The organism is Brachybacterium rhamnosum (genome assembly GCF_039526185.1).
Lineage (GTDB): Bacteria > Actinomycetota > Actinomycetes > Actinomycetales > Dermabacteraceae > Brachybacterium > Brachybacterium rhamnosum.
Genome location: NZ_BAAAIS010000002.1, coordinates 1,050,675 through 1,071,808 on the forward strand (window position 1 = coordinate 1,050,675; position 21,134 = coordinate 1,071,808).

Here is a 21,134-nt window from a genome sequence, read left to right on the forward strand (position 1 = left end):
GCCCCGGCCCCGATCGCGGTGATCGGGTCCGGGACCGAGCTCGCACGCGGCGGCTGCGGTCAGGCGATGCGCTCGCCGCGTCCCAGGTGGCGCACCGGCACGGCGACGCGCCGGATCGCGAGGGTCACCGCGGCGACGCCCACGATCGCCCACAGCCCCAGGCCCATCGGCCACAGCGGGGCGCCCGCGGAGCCGTCGTCGAGATGCGCCGGGTAGCCCCGGTCCTCGATCCAGCACTCGTTGAAGTTCGACGGGGCGAGAGGGTGCGCGGCCGTGCGCATCCCGAACTTCAGCGTGCTGAGCAGGTCGAGGCCCTCGTCCTCCCCGGTCCTCCAGCGGTCCGCGGTGACCGTCGGCGCGGTCTCCGCGAGCAGCACGACCGGGTTGCCCCACATGAGCGGCATCGTGAGGTCCAGGCGCGAGATCTGCCGGGTCTCCCTGCGGGCCTCGCACGTCATCGGGCTGTCGGCCTCCACGTCCTCGTCCGCCGGATACGCCGTGGAGTAGACCGTGACCTCCTTCTGATCGGTGATGACGAGGCCGGAGACGCCCCAGGCGACGGGCAGCACGACCGTCACACCGATCACGAGCACATACGCGAGGACCACCGAGCTCAGCGTGCGCCGCGTGAGCGCGGAGAGCCCCAGGCCCAGCGCGGTCACGCAGGCGGTGAGCACGACGATCACCGCGAGCAGGCGCAGCATGTACAGCGGGTCCACGTGCCCCAGCACCGCGATCGGCACGAGCGAGGGCAGGGCGAGCACGAGGAACGCGAGGCCCGTGGACCAGCCGGCGAGGAGCTTGCCGAGCACGATCTCCGCCGGGGAGAGCAGGCTCGCCTGGAGCGTCGCGAGGGTCCCCGCGCTGCGGTCGCCGTTGATCGCCCCCGCGGAGAGCGCGGGTACCACGAGCAGCATCGCGAACATGACGAAGACGATCTGGGCGCTGAAGATCATCGAGGAGACCTGCTCGACGCCGTCGTACTGCGCGGTGAGCAGCACCGGGGCGAGGCCCAGGGCGCCGATGCCCAGCAGCACGATCATCCACACGGCGAGGGCGACCACCCAGGCGCGGGAGCGCAGGCGCTGCTTGAGCTCGAGGGAGGCGACGAGCCACAGCCCGCGGCCGCGCAGTCGGAGGGTGCCGGTGCGGCGGGTGGCGTTCATCAGAGGGCTCCTTCCCGGCGCGCGGCGTCCGAGGCGAGGTAGGCGGCCTCGAGGCGGCCGGTGGCAGGGGCGAAGGAGGCCACGCGGGCGTCCTGGGCGACGAGGTCCGCGAGCAGGCGCGCGGCGCGGGACTCGTCCGGCAGGTGCACGAGGACCTCCGCGTGACCGCTCGTGCTCGCGGCCGCGGGGACCACGTCGCCGTGGCGCACGCCGAGCGTGCCGAGCGCGGCGCGCAGGGCTGCCTCGTCCAGCGACGTGATCCGCCAGGGGCGGGGCCGCTGCGCGAGCTCGCGCACGCTCGAGGCGTCGACGACGCGGCCGGCGTCCATGAACACCACGTGATCGGCCATCTCCTCGAGCTCGCCGAGGATGTGGCTGGAGACCAGCACGGTCGCGCCCTCCGCGGCGACCTGCCGCACGACGCTCAGCAGGCGGCGGCGGGAGGCGGGGTCGAGCCCGGAGGCGGGCTCGTCGAGGATCAGCACGCGCGGGGAGTGCACGAGCGCGCGGGCGAGGCCCAGGCGCTGCTTCTGTCCGCGCGAGAGGACGTGCGCGGGCTGCTGGGCGAGCGGCACGAGGTCGAGCAGCTCGAGCAGCTGCGCGACCCGCTCCCGCAGCTGGGCGGGGGGCAGGAAGTACGCGCGGCCCATCGTCTCGAGCACCTCGGCGACCCGCAGCGAGTCCCAGGCACCGAACTGGTCCGGCATCCAGCCGACGGCCGCCCGCACGGCGGGGGAGTCGACCGCCGGGTCCACGCCGTCCACGAGCACGCGGCCCGAGTCCGGGGCGAGCAGCGAGGCGAGCATGAGCATGAGCGTGGACTTGCCGCAGCCGTTGGGGCCCACGAGCGCGGTCACCGCGCCGCGCGGCGCGGTGAGGTCGAGGCCGTGCACCGCCTGCACGCTGCCGAACGCGCGGCTCACGCCCTCGGCGACGATCCCGGGGCCCTCGGGCCGCCGCGGGGCGGGCCCCGGCGTCGTCCCACCCCCGAGCGGCGGGAGTCCGGCGGGTGTCGACGGATCCGGTGGCTGCGGCTGCCCCGGCGCCGCGGGGTCCAGGCTGCTGTTCTCGCTCATGGCACCATCTTCCCCGGACGGAGCGCCCTGAACAGTGCTTCTGCACGCACGTTCCGGATAAATCCCGTGTGCGCCCTGTGAAGATCCCGAACGGGCGGGCCGGTCCGGTGGAGGCCTCAGGTCGAGGGGGCCCCGTCCGCGGCGACGGCCAGGCGGATCGCCTCGCGGAGGGCGACGAAGGCGGCGGTGATCGTCGGCCCGTCGTCGCGGCGGAAGGTGACGCGGTGCAGGACGAGCCCCTCGATCGCGGCGAGGATCAGCGTGACGTGGGCGTCCGCGGGGGCGGGGAGGTCGTGCTCGGCGAAGGCGGAGCGCACGGAGTCCTCGTAGCCGCGGTAGAGGCGCTCGGCGAGCGGTCGCAGCTCGGGAGTGTGGCGCGTCGCGAGCAGCACCTCGTACTCGAACACCTGGAGATCGGCCTGCTCGTCGATCCAGGAGACGAGGTCCTCCTCGGGATAGCCCGGGTCCGCGAGCAGGAGCGAGACGGGGTTCCGTCGGAGGCTCTGCGGGAGGATCGTGTCGAGCGCCTCGGCGATGAGCGAGGTCATGGTCCCGAAGTGGTGGCGCACGAGGCCGTGGGTCACGCCCGCCTCCCGCGCGACGGAGCGGTGGGAGAGCCCGGCGATGCCCTGGGCGGCGACGACCCGGATCGCGGCCTGGACGAGCTCGCCGCGGCGCTCGCCGTAGCCGGGGCGGCGTGCCGGGGAGGGCGGGGTCGCGGGAGGCATGGTCACCGATCGTACTGGCCGGCTCGGGGGCGGGCCCGCTGCGGCGCGCACCGCGGAAGGGGACCCGGCGGTGTCCACATGGTCGGCATCGCGGTCACGAACGCATAACGGAGCGCCCTGACCATAGGAATAATACGAACGTACAACTTGAGTGTCCCCACGTCCCGCGCCGCACCCGAGCGGGGCGACACCGATCCTCGGATCCGCAGGAAGGGGTTCACCCATGGCTGTCATCTCCCCACCCGCCGTCCCCGCCGCGCCCGCCGCCGCACCCCGGCTCCAGGGCTCGCTCGGCCCCGTCGCCATCGTCTTCATGGTCGTCGCCGCCGCCTCCCCGCTCACCGTGATCGGCGGCGGCGCCCCGCTCGGCATCGCCCTCGGGAACGGGGCGGGCTTCCCGGCGCTCTTCCTCCCCGTCGCCGCCGTCCTGCTCCTCTTCGCCGTCGGGTTCATGGCGATGACCCGCGTCGTCGAGCGGCCCGGCGCCTTCTACACGTACATCGGCGAGGGCCTCGGCCGGCACCTGGGCACCGGCGCCGCCTGGCTCGCCGTGCTCTGCTACACCTCGATCCAGCTCGGCGTCCTCGCCTACCTCGGCGCGCTGCTCGCCCGGACGGGTGCCGCCGTGGGCCTTCCCGCCGTGCCGTGGTGGGTCTGGACCCTCGTGGTCGTCGGCGCGGTCGGCGTGCTCGGCTACCGGCGGATCGACGTCTCCTCCAAGGTGCTCGGCGTGCTCCTCGTGTGCGAGATCCTCGTGGTCGTCGCGATCACCTCCGTCGCCGTGCTCGGCGGCGGGGCCGACGGTCTCGCCCTGGACTCCTTCACCCCCGCGACCGCGCTCTCCGGCTCGCCCGGCGTGGGCCTGCTCTTCGCGATCGCCGCCTACATCGGCTTCGAGGCCACCGCGATCTACCGCGACGAGGCCCGCGACCCTGACCGCACGATCCCGCGCGCCACCTACGGCGCCCTGCTCGGCGTGACGGGCTTCTACGCCGTCGGGATCTGGGGCATCGTCGTCGCCTGGGGCCCGCAGGAGGTGGTGCGGGTCGCGCTCTCCGACCCGAGCATGCTGCTGCAGGCCACCGCGGGGCTTACCCTCGGCGCCGCCGGCCCCGTCGTCGTGGACGTCCTGATCATGACCAGCATGCTCGCCTGCGTGCTGTCCTTCCACAACGTGCTCGCCCGCTACCTCCACTCCATGTCCGGCGCAGGGCTGCTCCCCGCCCCGCTCGAGGACGTCCACCCCCGGCACGCGTCCCCGCACCGCGCCTCGGTGGTCCAGAGCCTCACCGCCGCGGTCCTCACCCTGCTCTTCGCCGCCTGCGGCCTGGACCCCGTGCTCGAGGCGTTCACCTGGTTCTCCGGTGTCGGCACCCTCGCGGTCGTCCTGCTCATGCTCGGCACGAGCATCGCCGCGCTCGCCTACTTCGCCCGGCACCGGGAGCAGGCCGCGGAGCTCGGTCGCTGGCGCTCCGCGATCGCGCCGGCGCTCGGGGCGATCGGCCTCGCCGCCCTCGGCGTGGTCCTCGCCGCGAACTTCCCGATGCTCGTCGGCGACGTCGGTCCCGACGGCGCCCCCGCCTTCGGCGTCCTCAGCACCGTGCTCGTGGGCCTGTGCCTCGCCGCCGTGCTCGTCGGGACCGTGCAGAGCCTCGTGCTCCGCCGTCCCGCCGCCCTCGACGCGGCGGCCCCCGCCGCCGTCCTCACCACCCCCACCCTGATCGGAGAGACCGATGTCTGAGCTCCTGGACCGCACCCCCGCCCCTCAGCAGGCCGCCGCGCTGCCGCGGATCGACTTCCGCTACCTGTCCGAGCCGGACATGATCGCCGCCGGGGTCACCGACATGGCCGCCTGCGTGGACACCATGGAGGAGGTGCTCGCCCTCCTGCACCGCGGCGACTACCGGATGGCGGGCGCGAACAGCGACTCCCACGGCGCCATGGTCACCTTCCCCGCGGCCCCCGACCACGCGGGGATGCCTGCCGACGGCCCCGACCGCCGCTTCATGGCGATGCCCGCCTACCTCGGCGGCAGCTTCGGCACCTCGGGCGTGAAGTGGTACGGCTCGAACATGGACAACCGCCGGCGCGGTCTGCCCCGCTCGATCCTCATGTTCACCCTCAACGACACCGACACCGGGGCCCCGCTCGCGCACATGTCCGCGAACCTGCTCTCCGCCTACCGCACCGGCGCGATCCCCGGGGTCGGCGCCCGCCACCTCGCCCCCGCGGCGGCACGCGTGGTCGGCATCGTCGGCCCCGGCGTCATGGCCCGCACCTCCCTCGAGGCCTTCCTCGTCGCCCGCCCCACGATCGACACGGTCAAGGTGAAGGGACGCGGCGCGGATCGGCTCGCCGCCTTCACCGCCTGGGTGCGCGCCGAGCACCCGCAGATCCGCACCATCGAGGTCGTCGACACGATCGAGGACGCCGTGCGGGGTTCCGACATCGTCACCTTCTGCACCTCCGGCGAGGTGGGCGACCCGTCCACCTACCCGACCGTGCGCCGGGAGTGGGTGCGCCCCGGGGCGCTGCTCACCATGCCCGCCGCCTGCGAGCTCGACGAGGGCATGGTCGGCCCCGACGTGCTCAAGGTCGTCGACAGCACCGGCCTGTACGAGGCGTGGGCGGAGGAGTACCCGTACCCCACCCACGCGACGGTGCCGATCGTGGGCTGCAAGTTCACGGACCTCGTGCACGACGGGGCGCTCGCCCGTGAGGAGATCCACGACCTCGGCGCGATCGTCGACGGCGAGGACCCGGGCCGCCTGGACCCCGAGCAGATCGTCGTGCTCTCCGTGGGCGGCATGCCCGTCGAGGACGTCGCGTGGGGGACCGTCGTCTACCGGCGGGCCGTGGAGCAGGGGATCGGCACCGTGCTGAACCTCTGGGACCAGCCGGAGCTCGCATGAGCGCCGCCGTGATCCGCGAGGTCGACGTCGCCGTCGTCGGCGCCGGGACCATGGGGTCGATGGCCCTGTGGCACCTGAGCCGCATGCGCGGGGCCGACGGCCGCCCGCTGCGCGTCCTCGGCCTCGAGCAGTTCGGCACCGTCCACACGCACGGCGCGTTCAGCGGTGAGTCCCGCCTCTTCCGGGTCGCCGCGAAGGAGGGGCGGCTGTTCGTCCCCGCCGCCCGGGAGGCGCGCTCGCAGTGGCTCGAGCTGGGGCGTCTCGCGGGCCGTGACCTGCTGCTGCCCTCCGGGGTGCTGCACATCGCGCCCGGCGGCCACGCGGATCTCGACGCGACCCTCGCCGCGATCGCCGAGCACGACCTCCCGCATCGTCACCTCGGCGCGGAGGACCTGCGGCGCCAGTACCCGCAGTTCCACGTCGAGGACCGCGACGAGGGCGTGCTCGACGAGCTCGCGGGGGCCCTGCGCCCCGAGAGCGCCGTCCACGCCGCGTCCCGGCAGGCGGTCGCGAGCGGCGCCGAGATCCTCCACGGCACGGCCGTCCTCGGGATCGAGGAGCGGGCCGACGGGGTCCGTCTCTCCACGAGCGCCGGCGAGGTGCACGCGGAGCGCGTGATCGTCACCGCCGGCCCGTGGACGGCGCGGCTCGTCCCGGACCTCGCGGACCTGCTCACCGTGCGGGTGCTGACCCTCGCCTGGTTCGTCCCTGAGGACATCGGCCCCTTCCTGCCGCACCGCTTCCCCGGCTTCATGCGGGACCTCGAGGAGCTGCACGTCTTCGGGGCCCCCTCGCTCGACGGCTACAGCATCAAGGCGAGCCCGCACCTGCTGCTGCCGGACGTCGCGCGCCCCGAGGAGCGTCCCACGGAGCTCAGCCGCGAGCAGCTGCGGTGGCTGGGCGAGCAGGCGCGGCGCGTCATCCCCGCGCTGGACCCGGAGCCCGTGCGCTGGTCCGTCCACACGGACTCCCAGAGCCCGGACGGACGGCCGCTCATCGACACCCTCGGCGACGGCCGGATCACGGTCGCGGCGGGCATGTCCGGCAACGGGTTCAAGTTCGCCCCGGTCTGGGGGCAGGCCGCCGCGGAGCTCGCCGTGACGGGCGGCAGCCGCTGGCAGCATGAGGAGTTCACCCTCGCCCACCATCGGAGCCTGCTCGCGCCGGTCTGATCCGCGGCCCGCACCCCTCCGCGGTGCGTCGGTCCAGAGGGGCCGCCGCACCGCAGGGAGGGATCAGGCCATCGCCGCGTTGCCCTCCTCCTGGGCCTGCGGCACGCCCTCGGCCGCGGTGGTGCGGCCGATGAAGATCTCCTGGAAGATCGGCATCGCGGCCTCGAGGCCCGCGTTGGCCTTGGCGCCGGTGTCCGCCTCGGCGGCCTCCTTCGCCGCCTCGACGAAGGGGCTGACGTCCACGCCCTGGCCGTCCCAGTAGTCCACGAACTCGCCCTGCGCGTCCTGGTGGGCGGGGAAGGCGACGCCCTGCGCGCCGATCGGCTTCTGGCCCTCCGCGGAGCCCAGCCAGGTGAGCAGCTTCGCGATGCCCTCCTGCTTCGCGTCGTCGGCCTTCGCGTTGCCGACGGCGACCACGCCGTGCACGAGCGACTTCGGGCCCTCGGGGCCGGCGACCGGGGCGGAGAGGATCCAGGAGAAGGAGTCGCCGACGCCCTCGAAGACCGTCTTCAGGCTGTACGGGCCGGACTGGAACAGGGCGAGCTTGCCCTGCGTGAACAGGTCCCGGGAGACGTCGCCGTTCGCGTTGGTGTCCGCGGCGCTGGGGGCGATCTGCGCGTCGTTGACCAGGCCCTGCATGTAGTCGAAGGCGGCGATGCCCTGCTCCGAGGCGAAGACGTACTCGTCGTCCTTCTGCCACTGGGCGCCGTTCGCGGCGAGCATCGGGCCGATGATCGCCTGCCGGTCCGCCTGCGAGTTCACGCCGAACTGGGTGCGGGAGTCCGCGTCGAAGCCGTCGTCGCCGGGGTGCTTGCCGGCCTTGTCGAGGGTGAGGGCGCGGCCGGCCTCGCGCAGCGGGTCGGAGTCCGCGGCCGGGTCGAAGCTCAGCGTCGTGGGATCGACGCCGGCCTTCTCGAGCAGGTCGGAGTTGCTGAACAGGGCGATCGAGTCCCACAGCTGCGGCACGCCCCACAGGCCGCCGTCGCGCGTGTAGAGGTCCACCACCGCCTTCTCCCACCTGTCACGGCCCTCGGTGACGACGTCGGTGATGTCGAGCAGGTCGCCGGAGTCCTTGTAGAGCACGTAGTTGGCGGAGTTCATCCAGTAGACGTCCGCCGCGTCGCCGCTCGCGACGTCCAGCGGCAGGCGGGTCCAGTAGTCGGCCCACGGCACGAGATCGATCGAGACCGTCCAGCCGGACTCCTTCTCGAAGGCGGCGAAGGACGCGGTGTAGGCGTCCACCGCGGTCTCGTCCCAGAGGCGGAAGGTGAGGGTCTTCCCGTCGCCGCCGCCGTCGGACCCGGATCCGGAATCACCGCCGGAGGAGGACGGCGAGCAGGCCGCGAGGGCACCGACGGTGCCGGTCACGGCGAGGGAGGTGAGGAGGCTGCGACGCTTCACGGGGGATTCCTTCGTCCGACGGAGGCGGCCACGGGGACCGCGGGGAGGCTCCTGTCCATTATGGTCGCCTCGCCCCCGGCCGGGGCGGGTGTGAACGGGCGAGGCGCCCGGGAGGGTTCAGCGCAGCCCGGTGCCGCCCACGGAGCGGGTGATCTGCTTCTGGAAGACGATCATCAGCAGCATGAGCGGGAGCATCGCGAGGGTCGTCCCGGCCATGACGAGCGTCCAGTTGCTCGAGTACTGCGACTGCAGCGCCGAGGTCGCGACGGTGATCGTGCGCCACTCGGGGCCGGAGGTGATGACCATCGGCCACATGAAGCTGTTCCAGTGGGTGACGACCGTGATCAGCACGAGCGTGACGATGATCGGCCGGTTCAGCGGCACCACGAGGTTCCACAGCAGGCGCAGGGTGCCGGCGCCGTCGATGCGCATGGCGTCCATGAGCTCGCTCGGCATCTGCCGGAAGTTCTCGCGCAGCAGGAAGATCGCGTAGGGCGAGCCGAGCACGAAGGGCAGCACGAGCGCCCAGAAGGTGTTGCGCAGCCCCGCCTCGCTGAGCATCAGGTACAGCGGCACCACGACGACCACCTGCGGCACCATGAGCGTCGCCACGAACACCCAGAACAGCAGGTCGCGGCCGGGGAAGCGGAGGTGCGCGAAGGCGTAGGCGGCGAGCACCGAGAACACGATCTGCCCCACGAGGATCACGGCGACCATCTGCACGGTCACCGCCACCGGGGTGACGAAGCCGTCCACCGAGGAGAGCAGCGTCGAGAAGCTCTCGAGCGTGGGCGGGGCGGGCAGGTGCAGGGGACCCTGCTGGGCGAGCTGGCGCGGCGAGGTGAGCGAGGTGAGCACGGAGACCGTGAACGGGGCGAGCGTGAGCAGGGCCGCGGCGAGCAGCACCAGATAGGTGGCGCCGTGGCCGAGCGCGCGGCGGGCGAGGTTCTTCTTCACGGGGCCTCCGCTCAGCTCATGTCGTAGGTGATGCGGGAGGAGAACCAGCGCTGCTGGACCACCGTGATCACCACGAGGAGGAGGAACAGGATGACGGCGACGGCGCTCGCGCGGCCCAGGTGGGAGTTCTGGAACGCCTCGTGGTAGACGAGGGAGGCGATGACCTCGGTGCGGTGCCGGGGGCCGCCGCCGGTGAGCGCGTAGACCATGTCGAACACCTGGAAGCTCGCGACGACCTGGGTGATCGCGAGGAAGAAGGTGGTGGGGCGCAGCAGCGGGATCGTCATGTGCCGGAGCGTCTGGAACGGACCGGCGCCGTCGAGCCGCGCGGCCTCGTAGATCGAGTCGGGGATCCGGCCCAGGCCCGCCTGGAAGAACAGGCTGATGTAGCCGACGTTCTGCCAGATCGCGACGAAGGCGACCGCGGGCAGCGCGAGCGTCGGGTCGGTGAGCCATTCGACGCGGATGCCGAGCAGCGTGTTCAGCGCGCCCGTGGAGGGCTGGAAGATCCAGGTCCAGACGACCCCGAGTGCGAGCGGCGCGCACACCCACGGGATCACGACGATCACCCGCACCACGGCGGAGCCGGGCAGCGCGCGCACGAGCTGGGTCGCGAGGATCAGCCCCAGCGCGAGGGACAGCGGCACCGAGAGAAGCGTGAACACGGCCGTGACCAGCAGGGAGTTCAGGAGCGCGCCGTCGGCCAGCAGGGAGCGGTAGTTCTCGAGCCCCACGAAGTCGCGGGTGCCCAGCAGGTCCCAGTCGAAGAAGGAGACGCCGAGCGCGAGCAGCACGGGCAGGATCAGGAAACAGGCCACGCCGATCGTCGCGGGCGCCACGAGCATCCAGCCCAGCAGGGATCGCCTCGAGCTCATCGCATCCTCCCCGGTCGGTCCGTCACCACCGGCTCAACGTATAGCAGGGTGCCGTCGGGCGGTGACGGCCCTCCCTCTGCGGACGACGCGGCCCGGCATGCCGGCAGGGCCGTGCGCCGTGCGCCCGCCGGGCTGTGCTCGGGCGTCCCGCCCCTGGCCGGGCCCGCCTCCACTACGCTCGGGCGCATGAGTGCTGCGCCCGCCACCGAGGTCCCCGACGCCGAGCCCGACGGGGCCCGCGATCCCCACGCGAGCATCTACGACCACGGCTTCGTGCGCGTGGCCGCGGTGACCCTCCCGGTCGCCCTCGCGGATCCGGCGACCAACGCCGAGCGCCACCTCGAGGTGCTGCGCGACCTGCACGAGCAGCAGGTGGGCGTCGCCGTGTTCCCCGAGCTCTCGCTCACCGGCTACTCGCTCGACGACCTCGTGCTGCAGGAGCCGCTGCTGGACGCCGCGGAGCAGGCCGTGCTCACGCTGCTCGAGGCGAGCCGCGAGCTGTTCCCGATCATCGTGGTCGGGGTGCCGCTGCGCGCCCGGGACCGCTCGCGGATCTTCAACTGCGCCGTGACGATCCACCGCGGCGAGGTCCTCGGCATCTCCCCGAAGCAGAACCTCCCCACCTACCGCGAGTTCTACGAGCGCCGCTGGTTCGCGCCGGGGGACGACGCCGAGGGGGAGACCGTCCGCCTGGGCGGCACCGAGCACGCGCTCACCCCGCACGGCATCATCACCGTCGAGGACGTCCCGGGGCTGCGCCTGTACGTCGAGATCTGCGAGGACATGTGGGTGCCGGTGCCGCCCTCGGCCCAGGCCGCGCTCGCCGGCGCGACCCTGCTCGTGAACCTCTCGGGCTCGCCGATCACGATCGGCCGCGCCGAGGACCGCAAGCTCCTCGCCCGCTCCGCCTCCGCCCGCTGCCAGGCGGCGTACGTCTACGCCGCCGCGGGCGAGGGGGAGTCGACGACCGACCTCGCCTGGGACGGCCAGACCTTCGTCTACGAGTGCGGTGACCTGCTGGGGGAGTCCGAGCGCTTCCCGCAGGGCGTGCGGCACACGATCGTGGACGTCGACCTCGACCGGATCGTCGCGGAGCGTCGGCGCCAGAACACCTTCGACGACAACCGCCGCACGCATGCCGAGGCGCTCTCGACGTTCACGACCTGGCCCGAGGTGCGTCTCTTCGGCCCGTTCGAGGGTGACCTCGAGGAGGCCGACGCCGACGACGATGCCGAGGTCGAGGGCGGCGAGGGACAGGGCTGGTTCGCGTACGCCCCGCTCACCGGGGGCGTCTTCCCCGAGGGGGCCTGGGAGGCGGGCCCGCGGCCCGCGACCGGCCCGCTGCGCCGACACCAGGACCGCTTCCCCTTCGTGCCCGACGACCCGGCCCGCCTCGCCCAGGACTGCTACGAGGCGTACAACATCCAGGTCGCGGGGCTCGTGCGCCGGCTCCGCGCGATCGGCGGGGACGAGCCCGGCGGCGCACGGCCCGTCATCGGCGTCTCCGGCGGCCTCGACTCCACGCATGCGCTGATCGTGTGCGCGCAGGCCATGGACCGCCTGGGCCGGGACCGCTCCGAGATCCTCGCCTACACGATGCCGGGCTTCGCGACGACGGAGCACACCCGCTCGAACGCGGAGCTGCTCTCCACGGCGATCGGCGCGACCTTCGAGACGATCGACATCCGCCCCGCCTCCACGCAGATGCTGAAGGACATGGGCCACCCCTTCGGCGCGGGCGAGGAGGTCTACGACGTGACCTTCGAGAACGTCCAGGCCGGCATGCGCTACGACTACCTGTTCCGCCTCGCCAATCATCACGGCGGCATCGTCGTGGGCACCGGTGACCTCTCCGAGCTCGCGCTCGGCTGGTGCACCTACGGGGTGGGCGACCACATGTCCCACTACGGCGTGAACGCCGGCGTCCCGAAGACCCTCATCCAGCACCTCATCCGCTGGGTGATCGCGGAAGGGCTGTTCGACTCCTCGACGGCCGACGTGCTCCAGGCGGTGCTCGACACCGAGATCTCCCCGGAGCTCATCCCCACCAAGGCGGGGGAGAAGGCGCAGTCCACGGAGGACTCCATCGGCCCCTACGCGCTGCACGACTTCACGCTCTACCACGTGCTGCGCCGCGGCTACGGCCCCGGCAAGATCGCCTACCTCGCCCATCAGGCCTGGGGCGACCAGGAGGCAGGGGAGTGGCCCGCGGGCTACAAGGCGGAGGACCATCGCGCCTACACACGCGAGGAGATCAAGCACTGGCTCACGGTGTTCACGAGGCGCTTCTTCTCCAACCAGTTCAAGCGCTCCGCCCTGCCCAACGCGCCGAAGGTGCTCGCGGGCGGCTCGCTCTCCCCGCGCGGGGACTGGCGGATGCCCTCGGACGCCGCCTCGAAGGCGTGGCTCGCGGAGATCGAGCGGGACGTCCCGGGCGCCTGATCCGGACGTGCGCGGGGCCGACGGCGGCCCGTCGGCCCCGCGCACACAGCACCTCCACAGGCCTCGCATGATGTCTGCACCACGCGTCCTCGCAGAATCGGGATCGCCGGGCGATGATGAGAAGGGCGCGACCCGACGTGCCCGGCAGGCGCCCGCGCCCGTCGCCCGTCCCGTCGAACGAAGGCCCCGCCCCCATGGATCTGATCCACCTGCTGATGGACCCCGCCCAGCTGCTCGCGCAGTTCGGCACCGCCTTCTGGTGGGTCGCGCACCTCATCGTCTTCATCGAGTGCGGGCTGTTCTTCCCGATCCTTCCGGGCGACTCGCTGCTCTTCGCGATCGGCATGTTCTCCCACGGCGGGGAGCTCACGACGCCGCTGGGCATCTCGCTGATCACCCTGATCGTCGCCGCCTTCGCCGGCAACGTGGTGGGCTACGAGATCGGCCGCGAGGTGGGCCATTCGCTCTACGAGCGCGACGGCCGCTTCCTCAAGCGCAAGTACTTCGACCAGACCATCGAGTTCTTCGAGCGCTACGGCCGCCGCGCCCTCGTGCTGGGCCGCTTCGTGCCGATCGTGCGCACCTTCATCACGGTCGTCGCGGGCGTGGGCCAGATGCCGCGCCGCGTGTTCTACACGTGGTCCGCGGTGGGCGCCGTGCTGTGGGTCGTGCTGATCACGATGCTCGGCTACGGCCTGGGCGGCGTGGCGCTGATCCGCGACCACCTCGAGGCGGCCGTGCTGCTGCTCGTCGCGGTCTCCGTGCTGCCGATGGCGCTCGAGGCGCTGCGCCGCAAGATGCGCGCCTCCCGCATGCCCGAGGAGCTCGAGGCGGAGCGCGAGGACGCCGCGCTCTGAGCGCGCATCACGCGCACCGGCGGGGCTGAGCCCCGCACGTCCGCTCGACCACCACGCCCGTCCGGCCCTGCGCCGGGCGGGCGTTCTGCGCCGTGTCGCGACTCCCGCCCGGGAGAGTTTTAAGGTACGTTAAACCGCATGGCCGACGAGACCCGCACCCCCGCGCCCGCCGCCCCCGTCGAGAGGGCCGCCCGCCCGGTCGAGCCTGCCCCCGCGACCGCCGCCGTCGGTCCCGCCGACGTCGCCGACGGTGCGGCCGCCGCGCCGCGACGGGGTCATGTCCTGCGCCTGCTGGGCCCCGCCTTCGTCGCCGCGATCGCCTACGTGGACCCCGGCAACATCGCCGCCAACATCACCGCGGGCGCCCGCCACGGCTACCTCCTGCTGTGGGTGCTCGTCGCGGCGAACCTCATGGCGATGCTCGTGCAGTACCTCTCCGCGAAGCTCGGCGCCGTCACCGGCCGCACCCTCCCGCAGCTGCTCGGCGCCTCCCTGGGCCGCCGCGCCCGCCTGCTCTACTTCGCGCAGGCCGCCGCCATGGCCATCGCGACCGACGTCGCCGAGGTCGTGGGCGGTGCGATCGCCCTGCACATCCTCTTCGACCTGCCGCTGCTGCTGGGCGGCGTCATCGTCGGCCTCGTCTCCCTGTCCCTGCTCGCCGTGCAGTCCCGGCGCGGGCAGCGCCCCTTCGAGGCGGTCGTCATCGGCCTGCTCGCCGTGATCACCGTCGGCTTCCTCGCGGGCCTCGTCGTCGACCCGCCCGAGCCCGCCGCCGTCGCCTCCGGCCTCGTGCCCCGCTTCGACGGCGCCGGGACCGTGCTCCTCGCCGCCTCCATGCTCGGCGCGACCGTCATGCCCCACGCGATCTACCTGCACTCCGGGCTCATGCGCGACCGCCACGGCGGCGGCGGGTCCCCGCAGCGGGTGGGGCTGCTGCTGCGCGGCGCCCGGCTCGACGTGGTCCTCTCGCTGTGCGTCGCGGGGCTCGTGAACATCGCGATGCTCGTCCTCGCCGCGGAGGCGCTCCCCGGCATCCCCGGGACGGACACGATCGAGGGCGCCCATGCCGCGATAGCCGCCGCGCAGGGCCCCGTGATCGGCGTGCTGTTCGGCATCGGCCTGCTCGCCTCCGGCCTCGCCTCCTCCTCGGTGGGCGCGTACGCCGGGGCGGAGATCATCCGCGGCCTGCTGAAGGTGCGCGTGCCGCTCATGCTGGGCCGCGCCCTCACCCTGATCCCCGCGCTGCTCGTCCTCGCCGCGGGCGCCGAGCCCACCGGCGCGCTCGTCATGAGCCAGGTCGTGCTGAGCCTCTGCCTGCCCTTCGCGCTGATCCCGCTGGTGGTGCTCACCTCGCGCCGCTCCCTGCTGGGCGAGCGGGCGAACCCGCTGCCGCTCGCGATCATCGCCTGGGTGGTCGTCGCGCTGATCGTCGCCCTGAACGTCGCGCTCGTGGTGCTCGGCGCGGGCGGGGCCTGAGCCCGTGCCGTCCCCGCTCGCCGGCGCCCCGGCTACGATGCCGGGGTGCATCCGGACCAGCTGAGCCCCGTGGCCCAGGACTACCTCAAGGTGATCTGGACCCGCACCGAGTGGGGCGCGGACCCGATGACCACCGGCGACCTCGCCGAGCACTTCGGCACGAGCGCCGCCAACGTCACCGAGACACTCAAGCGCCTCGACGCGCAGGGCCTCGTCGAGCGCGTCCCCTACAAGCCGGTCGCCCTCACCGAGGTGGGGCTGCGCTGCGCGGTCGCCATGGTGCGCCGGCACCGCCTGCTGGAGACCTATCTCGTCGAGAAGCTCGGCTACGGCTGGCACGAGGTGCACGACGAAGCCGAGCGCCTCGAGCACGCCGTGAGCGACAATTTCGTGACCCGCATCGACGAGGCGCTGGGCCATCCGACGGCGGATCCCCACGGCGACCCGATCCCGGATGCCGGGCACCGCTCCTCCCATCCCGAGGACGCCCTGACCCTCGCCGCCGTGCAGGCCGCGGGCGCGTACCGGGTGCTGCGGGTGAGCGACGCGGATCCGGCCGTGCTCCAGCGGGCGCGGGAGCTGGGCGTCGTCCCCGGTGCTGAGCTCGAGATCGGGCTCGGCGGCGGCCCGGACGGCACGCGCGCGGTGCGGGCGCCGGGCGGTGCGCCGCTCGAGGTGGGCGCCGAGCTCGCGGGGGCGACCCTCGTCGTCCCCGTGGTCGGCTGAGCCGTCCGTCACCACCCCCGTCCGGGATCGGCGTCGCGACGGACGTCACGGCGCGCCGGGCGCATCGTCCATACAATGTGGACCGGCCCCTGTCCAGTCCCGAACGGACGGTCGAGGGGGCGTCGCGCGCCGTGCGACGCTATCCGCCGCACCGACCGAGCGGCGCGCCCCCGGGGCGCCGCCCGAACCCGAGGAGTCCGTCAGATGAGCCTGGTCGTCCAGAAGTACGGGGGATCGTCCGTGGCCGATGCCGCGTCGATCAAGCGCGTCGCCGAGCGCATCTCCCTGTACGCGAAGGCCGGGCACCAGGTGGTCGTCGTCGTCTCCGCGATGGGCGACACGACGGACGAGCTCATCGACCTCGCCGAGCAGATCACCGACGCCCCGCCGCCCCGCGAGCTCGACATGCTGCTCACCGCCGGCGAGCGGATCTCCATGGCCGTGCTGTCGATGGCGCTGAACGCCGTCGGCGTCGAGGCGCGCGCCTACACCGGCTCCCAGGCCGGCCTCATCACGGACGGCGAGCACGGCCGCGCCCACATCCTCAAGGTGACGCCGGGCCGCGTGCGCAGCGCGCTCGAGGAGGGCGCCGTCGCGATCGTCGCCGGCTTCCAGGGCGTCTCCGCGAGCACCAAGGACATCACCACCCTGGGCCGCGGCGGCTCGGACACGACCGCCGTCGCCCTCGCCGCCGCCCTCGAGGCGGACGTCTGCGAGATCTACTCCGACGTGGACGGCGTGTTCACCGCAGACCCCCGGATCGTCCCCTCCGCCCGCCGCGTCCCGCTCATCACCTGCGAGGAGATGCTGGACATGGCCGCGAACGGCGCGAAGATCCTCATGGTGCGCAGCGTCGAGTACGCGCGCCGCTACGGGGTACCGCTGCACGTGCGCAGCTCCTACTCGGGCCGCCTGGGCACGATCGTCACCGATGATCCCACCCGCGTGGTCCCCGTCGACCCGACCGTCACCATCCCCGCCGCCGACGTCGCCCGTCGCGACGCGGCCGATCCCACGAAGGAGCTCCCCGTGGACGAGCACGCTGACCCCGGCCTCGAGGCCCCGATCATCTCCGGCGTCGCCCATGACCGCAGCGAGGGCAAGATCACCGTCGTCGAGGTGCCGGACGTCCCCGGCCGCGCCGCGCTCCTGTTCGACGTCGTCGCCGACTCCGGCGCGAACATCGACATGATCGTGCAGAACACCTCGACGACCGATGACACGGTCGCGATCTCGCTGACCCTCCCGGAGTCCGACGCCCCCGCCGCCCTCGCCGCGATCGAGAAGGCGCACGAGGCGATCGGCTACAAGGAGGTGCGCTACAACGACCAGATCGGCAAGGTGTCCCTGATCGGCGCGGGCATGAAGTCCCACCCGGGCGTCTCCGCGCTGCTGTTCCGCTCGCTCGGCGAGGCGGGCATCAACATCGACATGATCTCGACCTCGGAGATCCGCATCTCCGTCGTCACCGCACAGAGCGACCTCGAGGCCGCCGTCCGCGCGATCCACACGGCCTTCGGCCTGGACGCCGAGCAGACCGAGGCCGTCGTCTACGGAGGAACGGGACGATGAGCACCGGCACCACCAGCACCGTCGACTTCAGCGGCACCCCCGGCTACGTCGAGGGCGGCCCCGTGATCGCCGTCGTCGGCGCGACCGGCCAGGTGGGCCGCGTGATGCTCGCGCTGCTCGCCGAGCGCGCCGTCGCCCATTCCGCGGTGCGCGCCTTCGCGAGCGCCCGCTCCGCCGGCAGCACCGTGCGCTACGCGGGCCTCGAGATCGTCGTCGAGGACGCAGAGACCGCGGACCTCACCTCCGAGGGCCGCGGGATCGACGTCGCCGTGTTCTCCGCCGGCGGCTCCACCTCGAAGGCCCTCGCCCCGCGCTTCGCGGCGGCCGGCGCCGTGGTCGTCGACAACTCCTCGGCCTGGCGCCGCGACCCGGAGGTGCCGCTCGTGGTCTCCGAGGTGAACCCGGAGGCCGCCGCCGAGCGTCCCAAGGGCATCATCGCGAACCCGAACTGCACCACGATGGCCGCGATGCCCACGCTGCGCGCGCTGCACGCCGAGGCGGGCCTGACCCGCCTCAAGGTCGCCACCTACCAGGCCGTCTCCGGCTCCGGCGTCGCCGGCGTGAAGGAGCTCGCGGAGCAGGTGCGCGCGGGCGCCGACTCGATGGAGGAGCTCGCCCTCGACGGCGGCGCCGTGGACCTCGGCGAGCCGGGCGTCTACGCCGCGCCGATCGCCTTCAACGTGCTCGCCCACGCCGGGAACTTCGTGGACGACGGCTCCGGCGAGACCGACGAGGAGCAGAAGCTGCGCCACGAGTCCCGCAAGATCCTGGGCCTGCCGGACCTCGCCGTCGCCGGCACCTGCGTGCGCGTGCCCGTCATGTCCGGGCACTCCCTCGCGATCCACGCCGAGTTCGATCGGCCGATCACGCCGGAGCGCGCCCGTGAGCTGCTCGAGCAGGCGGACGGCGTGAACGTCGTGGACGTCCCCACCCCGCTCGACGCGGCCGGCAAGGACGGCACCTTCGTCGGCCGGATCCGCCAGGACCAGTCCGTGCCCGACGGCAAGGGCCTCGTGCTCTTCGCCGTCGCGGACAACCTGCGCAAGGGCGCGGCGCTGAACGCCGTGCAGATCGCGGAGCTGCTCGTGGCAGGCGCGGAGGCGTGAAGATGCTGAGCCCCGAGGGCGGCGTGTCCGGGCAGGGTCCGGCGCCGCTCGCGCTGAGCCTCTCCGACCGTGCCGGCGAGGAGTCCCCCGACGCCCGCTCGACCGCGGCCGCCGTGGCCCCGGGCCCCCTGTGGGACGCGGTCCGCTCGCTCGACTCGCTCGACGCCGCCGTGCAGGAGGCCCCGCGCACCGAGGCCGACGACGCCGCCGTCGACTCCGACGCCGCGGGTGACGAGCACGGCCCCGCCGTGAAGACCGTCGCGTCGCTCGATCCTGCGGCGGAAGAGCCCGAGGCGAAGGCCACGGCCGAGACCGCCCAGGGCGCCGCCCGCCGCGAGCAGATCCTCGACGGCGCCTCAGTGCTCTTCGCGGAGCGCGGTTACCACGGCTCGAGCCTGCGGGAGATCTCCCGCAGTGCGGCCATCTCCCACCCGGGGATGCTGCACCACTTCTCCTCGAAGTCCGCCCTCCTGGACGCCGTGATCGACCGGCTCGAGGCGCATGCCCAGGGCCTGCTCGACTCGGTGGAGGCGCTGTCCACCTCACCGGCCCAGCTGCTCGCCGCGCTCGCGGGACCGTGGCACCCGGGTCGCCCGCCGATCACGCTCATCGCGACGTTGAGCGCGGAGATCGTGGACCCCGAGCACCCAGGTCGCTACCGCATGTCGCGGCTGCGCCTCGTGCACGAGCACATCCTCAAGCAGGTCCTCGCCGCCTACGCGGAGCGCGGCCTGCTGACGCCCGGCACAGATCCGGTGTTCCTGTCCCGCGCCGTGTTCTCGCTGCTCCTGAGCCTCGCTGTGCGGGAGAGGTCCGTGCGGGCGCTGCAGTCCTCATCCGGCGGCGAACCGGTGGAGGATGTCCGCACCTTTGTGCAACACTTCCTGAACGGCTGACCATCAGTGGGGCCGCTGCGTCGTGTCGTGCCCGACCATCCGGTCCCGGTGCTCCTCGGCGCCCACCGGGAGGACAGGACACGATGGGCAGCGTGATGCTGACGGCCGCGGAGGCGGCCTCCCTCAGCGGGGTCGACGTCGTCGGCTCCGACGGCGCCGCCGTGGGCCGGGTGCGCGATGTGTACCTCATGGACCGCGACCGCTCGATCGCCGCGCTCGGCGTGACCCGCGGCCGCCTCTCCACGACCACGGTGCTCGTCCCCGCCGCCGTCGTCCTCGAGGAGACGCTGCGGCCGCACACCGGCGAGCACGAGCACACGGCGCCGATCCGCCTGAGCGTCCCCGCCCGCGCCGCGCGCGCCGCCGAGCAGCCGCCCGCCACGGGGCACCTCTCCCCGGCGGACCTGCGCCGCGCCGAGCTCGCCCTCCGGCCCGCCGGCTCCGAGGAGGCGCCGCAGGGATGAGGATCCTGCTGCTCAGCCACTACTACGGCCCGGAGTTCGGGGCCCCGCAGCGCCGATGGGGCGCGCTCGTGGAGCGCTTCCTCGCGGCCGGCCACGAGGTCACCGTGATGGCCCCCGTCCCGCACTACCCGGACGGCCGGCCCACGCCGGAGCAGCGCCGCGCCCATCGCGTGGGCGCCGTCGAGCGCGGTGCGCACGGCGAGACCGTGGTGCGCACCGCCTACCTGCTCCACGGGGCGGACATCGCCTCCCGCACCGCCGACCACCTCGTCACCGCGGGGGACACCCTGCGCCGGTCCCTGGACCGGTTCCGCCGCCCCGGGGACCGCCCCGACGTCGTCATCGCGACGGCGCCCGCGATCCCCACCCTCATGGTGGGCCGCATGCTCGCCGCGAAGTGGAAGGTCCCGCTCGTCGCCGAGATGCGCGACGCCTGGCCGGACCTCGTCACCCACGTGGGGCCCGCGGCCGCGCTCCCCGCCGATGTCGCCCACTCCCCGGACCCGGGCACGGCGCGCGAGGTGATCGGCTGGGCGATCGCCCGGGCCAAGGGTCGCGTGCACCGCGGGGTGACCCTGTGGCAGCGGCAGGCGGCCGTCGTCGTCACGACCACCTCCCGCTTCGCGGACGTCCTCCGCGAGCGGGGCGTGGAGGACAGCGAGGTGGTGCGCAACGGCACGAACCTCGCCCGGGTGCCCCGCATGACGGACCACCCCGAGGGCGACCATCCGGAGCTGCGGGTGCTGTACCTCGGCAACATGGGCCGCTCGCAGGGTCTCGAGACCCTCGTGCGGGCCGCGCTCGTGCTGCGCGAGGAGGGCGTGCCGCTGCGCGTGCGGATGATCGGCCACGGCGTCGAGGCGCGGCGCCTGACCCTGCTCGCCGCGGAGCTCGGCGCCCCCGTCGAGGTGCTGCCGCGCATCGCGCACCACGAGGTGGGGGAGCAGTACCGCTGGGCGGACACGGTCGTCGTCTCCCTGCGGAACTGGGAGCCCTTCGCCTGGACGATCCCCTCGAAGCTCTACGAGCTGCTCGCCACCGGCCGCCACATCACGGCGCTCGTCGCGGGCGAGGCGGCGGACGTCGTGCGCGCGGCCGAGGCCGGGGACGTCCTCGCCCCGGAGGACACCGCCGCGCTGGTCGAGCTGTGGCGCCGCCTCGCCGCGGACCGCTCCCAGCTCGCCGTCCGCGACTCGGGCCGCGCCTGGGTCGCCGCCAACGCCGACGACGACCTCCTCGCCGAGCGCTACCTCCAGATCCTCGACCGCGTCACCGCCCGCCGCCCCGCCTGACCCGCCCGGCCCCGCC

Annotated in this window: 18 protein-coding genes; 12 read left to right on the top strand and 6 right to left on the bottom strand. The window is 73.5% G+C overall.

Going from position 1 to position 21,134, the window contains the following annotated elements:
- Positions 1-59 precede the first annotated feature (59 nt).
- The 3 genes from ABD080_RS06610 to ABD080_RS06620 form a co-directional block, all read right to left on the bottom strand.
- On the bottom strand, positions 60-1,166 hold the full coding sequence (locus ABD080_RS06610; RefSeq protein WP_343904123.1) for an ABC transporter permease: 1,107 nt from the start codon (positions 1,164-1,166) through the stop codon (positions 60-62).
- A complete protein-coding gene (locus tag ABD080_RS06615) occupies positions 1,166-2,242 on the bottom strand; it encodes an ABC transporter ATP-binding protein (RefSeq protein ID WP_343904124.1) in 1,077 nt (358 codons plus the stop codon). The genes ABD080_RS06610 and ABD080_RS06615 overlap by 1 nt, the downstream gene beginning before the upstream one ends.
- A gap of 116 nt (positions 2,243-2,358) precedes the next feature.
- Positions 2,359-2,970 carry a TetR/AcrR family transcriptional regulator gene (locus ABD080_RS06620; protein ID WP_343904125.1) on the bottom strand — a complete coding sequence of 204 codons (612 nt, stop codon included), beginning with the start codon at positions 2,968-2,970 and terminating at the stop codon, positions 2,359-2,361.
- A 223-nt stretch (positions 2,971-3,193) separates the two neighbouring features.
- On the opposite strand from ABD080_RS06620, the gene ABD080_RS06625 reads away from it, so the two are divergent.
- The 3 genes from ABD080_RS06625 to solA are packed head-to-tail and all read left to right on the top strand — an operon-like array spanning position 3,194 to position 7,054.
- Positions 3,194-4,711 carry an APC family permease gene (locus tag ABD080_RS06625; RefSeq protein WP_343904126.1) on the top strand — a complete coding sequence of 506 codons (1,518 nt, stop codon included), beginning with the start codon at positions 3,194-3,196 and terminating at the stop codon, positions 4,709-4,711.
- Positions 4,704-5,882, top strand: a complete 1,179-nt coding sequence (locus ABD080_RS06630; RefSeq protein ID WP_343904127.1) for an ornithine cyclodeaminase family protein — start codon at positions 4,704-4,706, stop codon at positions 5,880-5,882. The genes ABD080_RS06625 and ABD080_RS06630 overlap by 8 nt, the downstream gene beginning before the upstream one ends.
- Positions 5,879-7,054 carry an N-methyl-L-tryptophan oxidase gene (solA, locus tag ABD080_RS06635; RefSeq protein WP_343904128.1) on the top strand — a complete coding sequence of 392 codons (1,176 nt, stop codon included), beginning with the start codon at positions 5,879-5,881 and terminating at the stop codon, positions 7,052-7,054. The genes ABD080_RS06630 and solA overlap by 4 nt, the downstream gene beginning before the upstream one ends.
- A 63-nt stretch (positions 7,055-7,117) precedes the next feature.
- On the opposite strand, the gene ABD080_RS06640 is transcribed toward solA, so the two are convergent.
- From ABD080_RS06640 to ABD080_RS06650, 3 genes are all read right to left on the bottom strand, one after another.
- Positions 7,118-8,455, bottom strand: a complete 1,338-nt coding sequence (locus ABD080_RS06640) for an extracellular solute-binding protein (RefSeq protein WP_343904129.1) — start codon at positions 8,453-8,455, stop codon at positions 7,118-7,120.
- Positions 8,456-8,572: 117 nt separating this feature from the next.
- On the bottom strand, positions 8,573-9,412 hold the full coding sequence (locus ABD080_RS06645; RefSeq protein WP_168198018.1) for a carbohydrate ABC transporter permease: 840 nt from the start codon (positions 9,410-9,412) through the stop codon (positions 8,573-8,575).
- A gap of 11 nt (positions 9,413-9,423) precedes the next feature.
- Positions 9,424-10,287 (bottom strand): carbohydrate ABC transporter permease, encoded by an 864-nt coding sequence (locus ABD080_RS06650; protein ID WP_343904130.1) that lies wholly within the window; start codon positions 10,285-10,287, stop codon positions 9,424-9,426.
- A 186-nt stretch (positions 10,288-10,473) separates the two neighbouring features.
- Here ABD080_RS06650 and ABD080_RS06655 point away from each other — a divergent pair, with 186 nt between their 5' ends.
- The 9 genes from ABD080_RS06655 (at position 10,474) to ABD080_RS06695 (ending at position 21,118) form a co-directional block, all read left to right on the top strand.
- Entirely contained in the window at positions 10,474-12,729 is a 2,256-nt protein-coding gene (locus ABD080_RS06655) for an NAD(+) synthase (RefSeq protein WP_343904131.1), read from the top strand.
- 194 nt (positions 12,730-12,923) lie between these two features.
- Positions 12,924-13,586 carry a DedA family protein gene (locus ABD080_RS06660; protein ID WP_343904132.1) on the top strand — a complete coding sequence of 221 codons (663 nt, stop codon included), beginning with the start codon at positions 12,924-12,926 and terminating at the stop codon, positions 13,584-13,586.
- A 138-nt stretch (positions 13,587-13,724) separates the two neighbouring features.
- Positions 13,725-15,062 (top strand): Nramp family divalent metal transporter, encoded by a 1,338-nt coding sequence (locus ABD080_RS06665; protein WP_343904133.1) that lies wholly within the window; start codon positions 13,725-13,727, stop codon positions 15,060-15,062.
- Between the two features lie 45 nt (positions 15,063-15,107).
- Entirely contained in the window at positions 15,108-15,788 is a 681-nt protein-coding gene (locus tag ABD080_RS06670) for a metal-dependent transcriptional regulator (RefSeq protein ID WP_343904134.1), read from the top strand.
- A gap of 204 nt (positions 15,789-15,992) precedes the next feature.
- Positions 15,993-17,360, top strand: coding sequence for an aspartate kinase (locus ABD080_RS06675; protein ID WP_343904135.1), 1,368 nt, complete (start codon positions 15,993-15,995; stop codon positions 17,358-17,360).
- A complete protein-coding gene (locus ABD080_RS06680) occupies positions 17,357-18,466 on the top strand; it encodes an aspartate-semialdehyde dehydrogenase (RefSeq protein ID WP_343904136.1) in 1,110 nt (369 codons plus the stop codon). Before ABD080_RS06675 ends, ABD080_RS06680 begins: the two co-directional genes overlap by 4 nt.
- Before the next feature lie 2 nt (positions 18,467-18,468).
- Entirely contained in the window at positions 18,469-19,362 is an 894-nt protein-coding gene (locus ABD080_RS06685; protein ID WP_137771650.1) for a TetR/AcrR family transcriptional regulator, read from the top strand.
- 83 nt (positions 19,363-19,445) lie between these two features.
- Positions 19,446-19,826, top strand: coding sequence for a PRC-barrel domain-containing protein (locus tag ABD080_RS06690; protein ID WP_343904137.1), 381 nt, complete (start codon positions 19,446-19,448; stop codon positions 19,824-19,826).
- Positions 19,823-21,118 carry a glycosyltransferase family 4 protein gene (locus ABD080_RS06695; RefSeq protein ID WP_343904138.1) on the top strand — a complete coding sequence of 432 codons (1,296 nt, stop codon included), beginning with the start codon at positions 19,823-19,825 and terminating at the stop codon, positions 21,116-21,118. The genes ABD080_RS06690 and ABD080_RS06695 overlap by 4 nt, the downstream gene beginning before the upstream one ends.
- The last annotated feature ends 16 nt before the right edge of the window (positions 21,119-21,134 follow it).

What these genes read in the sequence shown, in the direction of transcription:
- ABD080_RS06610 (WP_343904123.1), bottom strand. Translation starts at nt 1,166, where the DNA reads ATGAACGCCACCCGCCGCACCGGCACCCTCCGACTGCGCGGCCGCGGG.
- ABD080_RS06615 (WP_343904124.1), bottom strand. Translation starts at nt 2,242, where the DNA reads ATGAGCGAGAACAGCAGCCTGGACCCCGCGGCGCCGGGGCAGCCGCAG.
- ABD080_RS06620 (WP_343904125.1), bottom strand. Translation starts at nt 2,970, where the DNA reads ATGCCTCCCGCGACCCCGCCCTCCCCGGCACGCCGCCCCGGCTACGGC.
- ABD080_RS06625 (WP_343904126.1), top strand. Translation starts at nt 3,194, where the DNA reads ATGGCTGTCATCTCCCCACCCGCCGTCCCCGCCGCGCCCGCCGCCGCA.
- ABD080_RS06630 (WP_343904127.1), top strand. Translation starts at nt 4,704, where the DNA reads ATGTCTGAGCTCCTGGACCGCACCCCCGCCCCTCAGCAGGCCGCCGCG.
- solA (WP_343904128.1), top strand. Translation starts at nt 5,879, where the DNA reads ATGAGCGCCGCCGTGATCCGCGAGGTCGACGTCGCCGTCGTCGGCGCC.
- ABD080_RS06650 (WP_343904130.1), bottom strand. Translation starts at nt 10,287, where the DNA reads ATGAGCTCGAGGCGATCCCTGCTGGGCTGGATGCTCGTGGCGCCCGCG.
- ABD080_RS06655 (WP_343904131.1), top strand. Translation starts at nt 10,474, where the DNA reads ATGAGTGCTGCGCCCGCCACCGAGGTCCCCGACGCCGAGCCCGACGGG.
- ABD080_RS06660 (WP_343904132.1), top strand. Translation starts at nt 12,924, where the DNA reads ATGGATCTGATCCACCTGCTGATGGACCCCGCCCAGCTGCTCGCGCAG.
- ABD080_RS06665 (WP_343904133.1), top strand. Translation starts at nt 13,725, where the DNA reads ATGGCCGACGAGACCCGCACCCCCGCGCCCGCCGCCCCCGTCGAGAGG.
- ABD080_RS06675 (WP_343904135.1), top strand. Translation starts at nt 15,993, where the DNA reads ATGAGCCTGGTCGTCCAGAAGTACGGGGGATCGTCCGTGGCCGATGCC.
- ABD080_RS06680 (WP_343904136.1), top strand. Translation starts at nt 17,357, where the DNA reads ATGAGCACCGGCACCACCAGCACCGTCGACTTCAGCGGCACCCCCGGC.
- ABD080_RS06685 (WP_137771650.1), top strand. Translation starts at nt 18,469, where the DNA reads ATGCTGAGCCCCGAGGGCGGCGTGTCCGGGCAGGGTCCGGCGCCGCTC.
- ABD080_RS06690 (WP_343904137.1), top strand. Translation starts at nt 19,446, where the DNA reads ATGGGCAGCGTGATGCTGACGGCCGCGGAGGCGGCCTCCCTCAGCGGG.
- ABD080_RS06695 (WP_343904138.1), top strand. Translation starts at nt 19,823, where the DNA reads ATGAGGATCCTGCTGCTCAGCCACTACTACGGCCCGGAGTTCGGGGCC.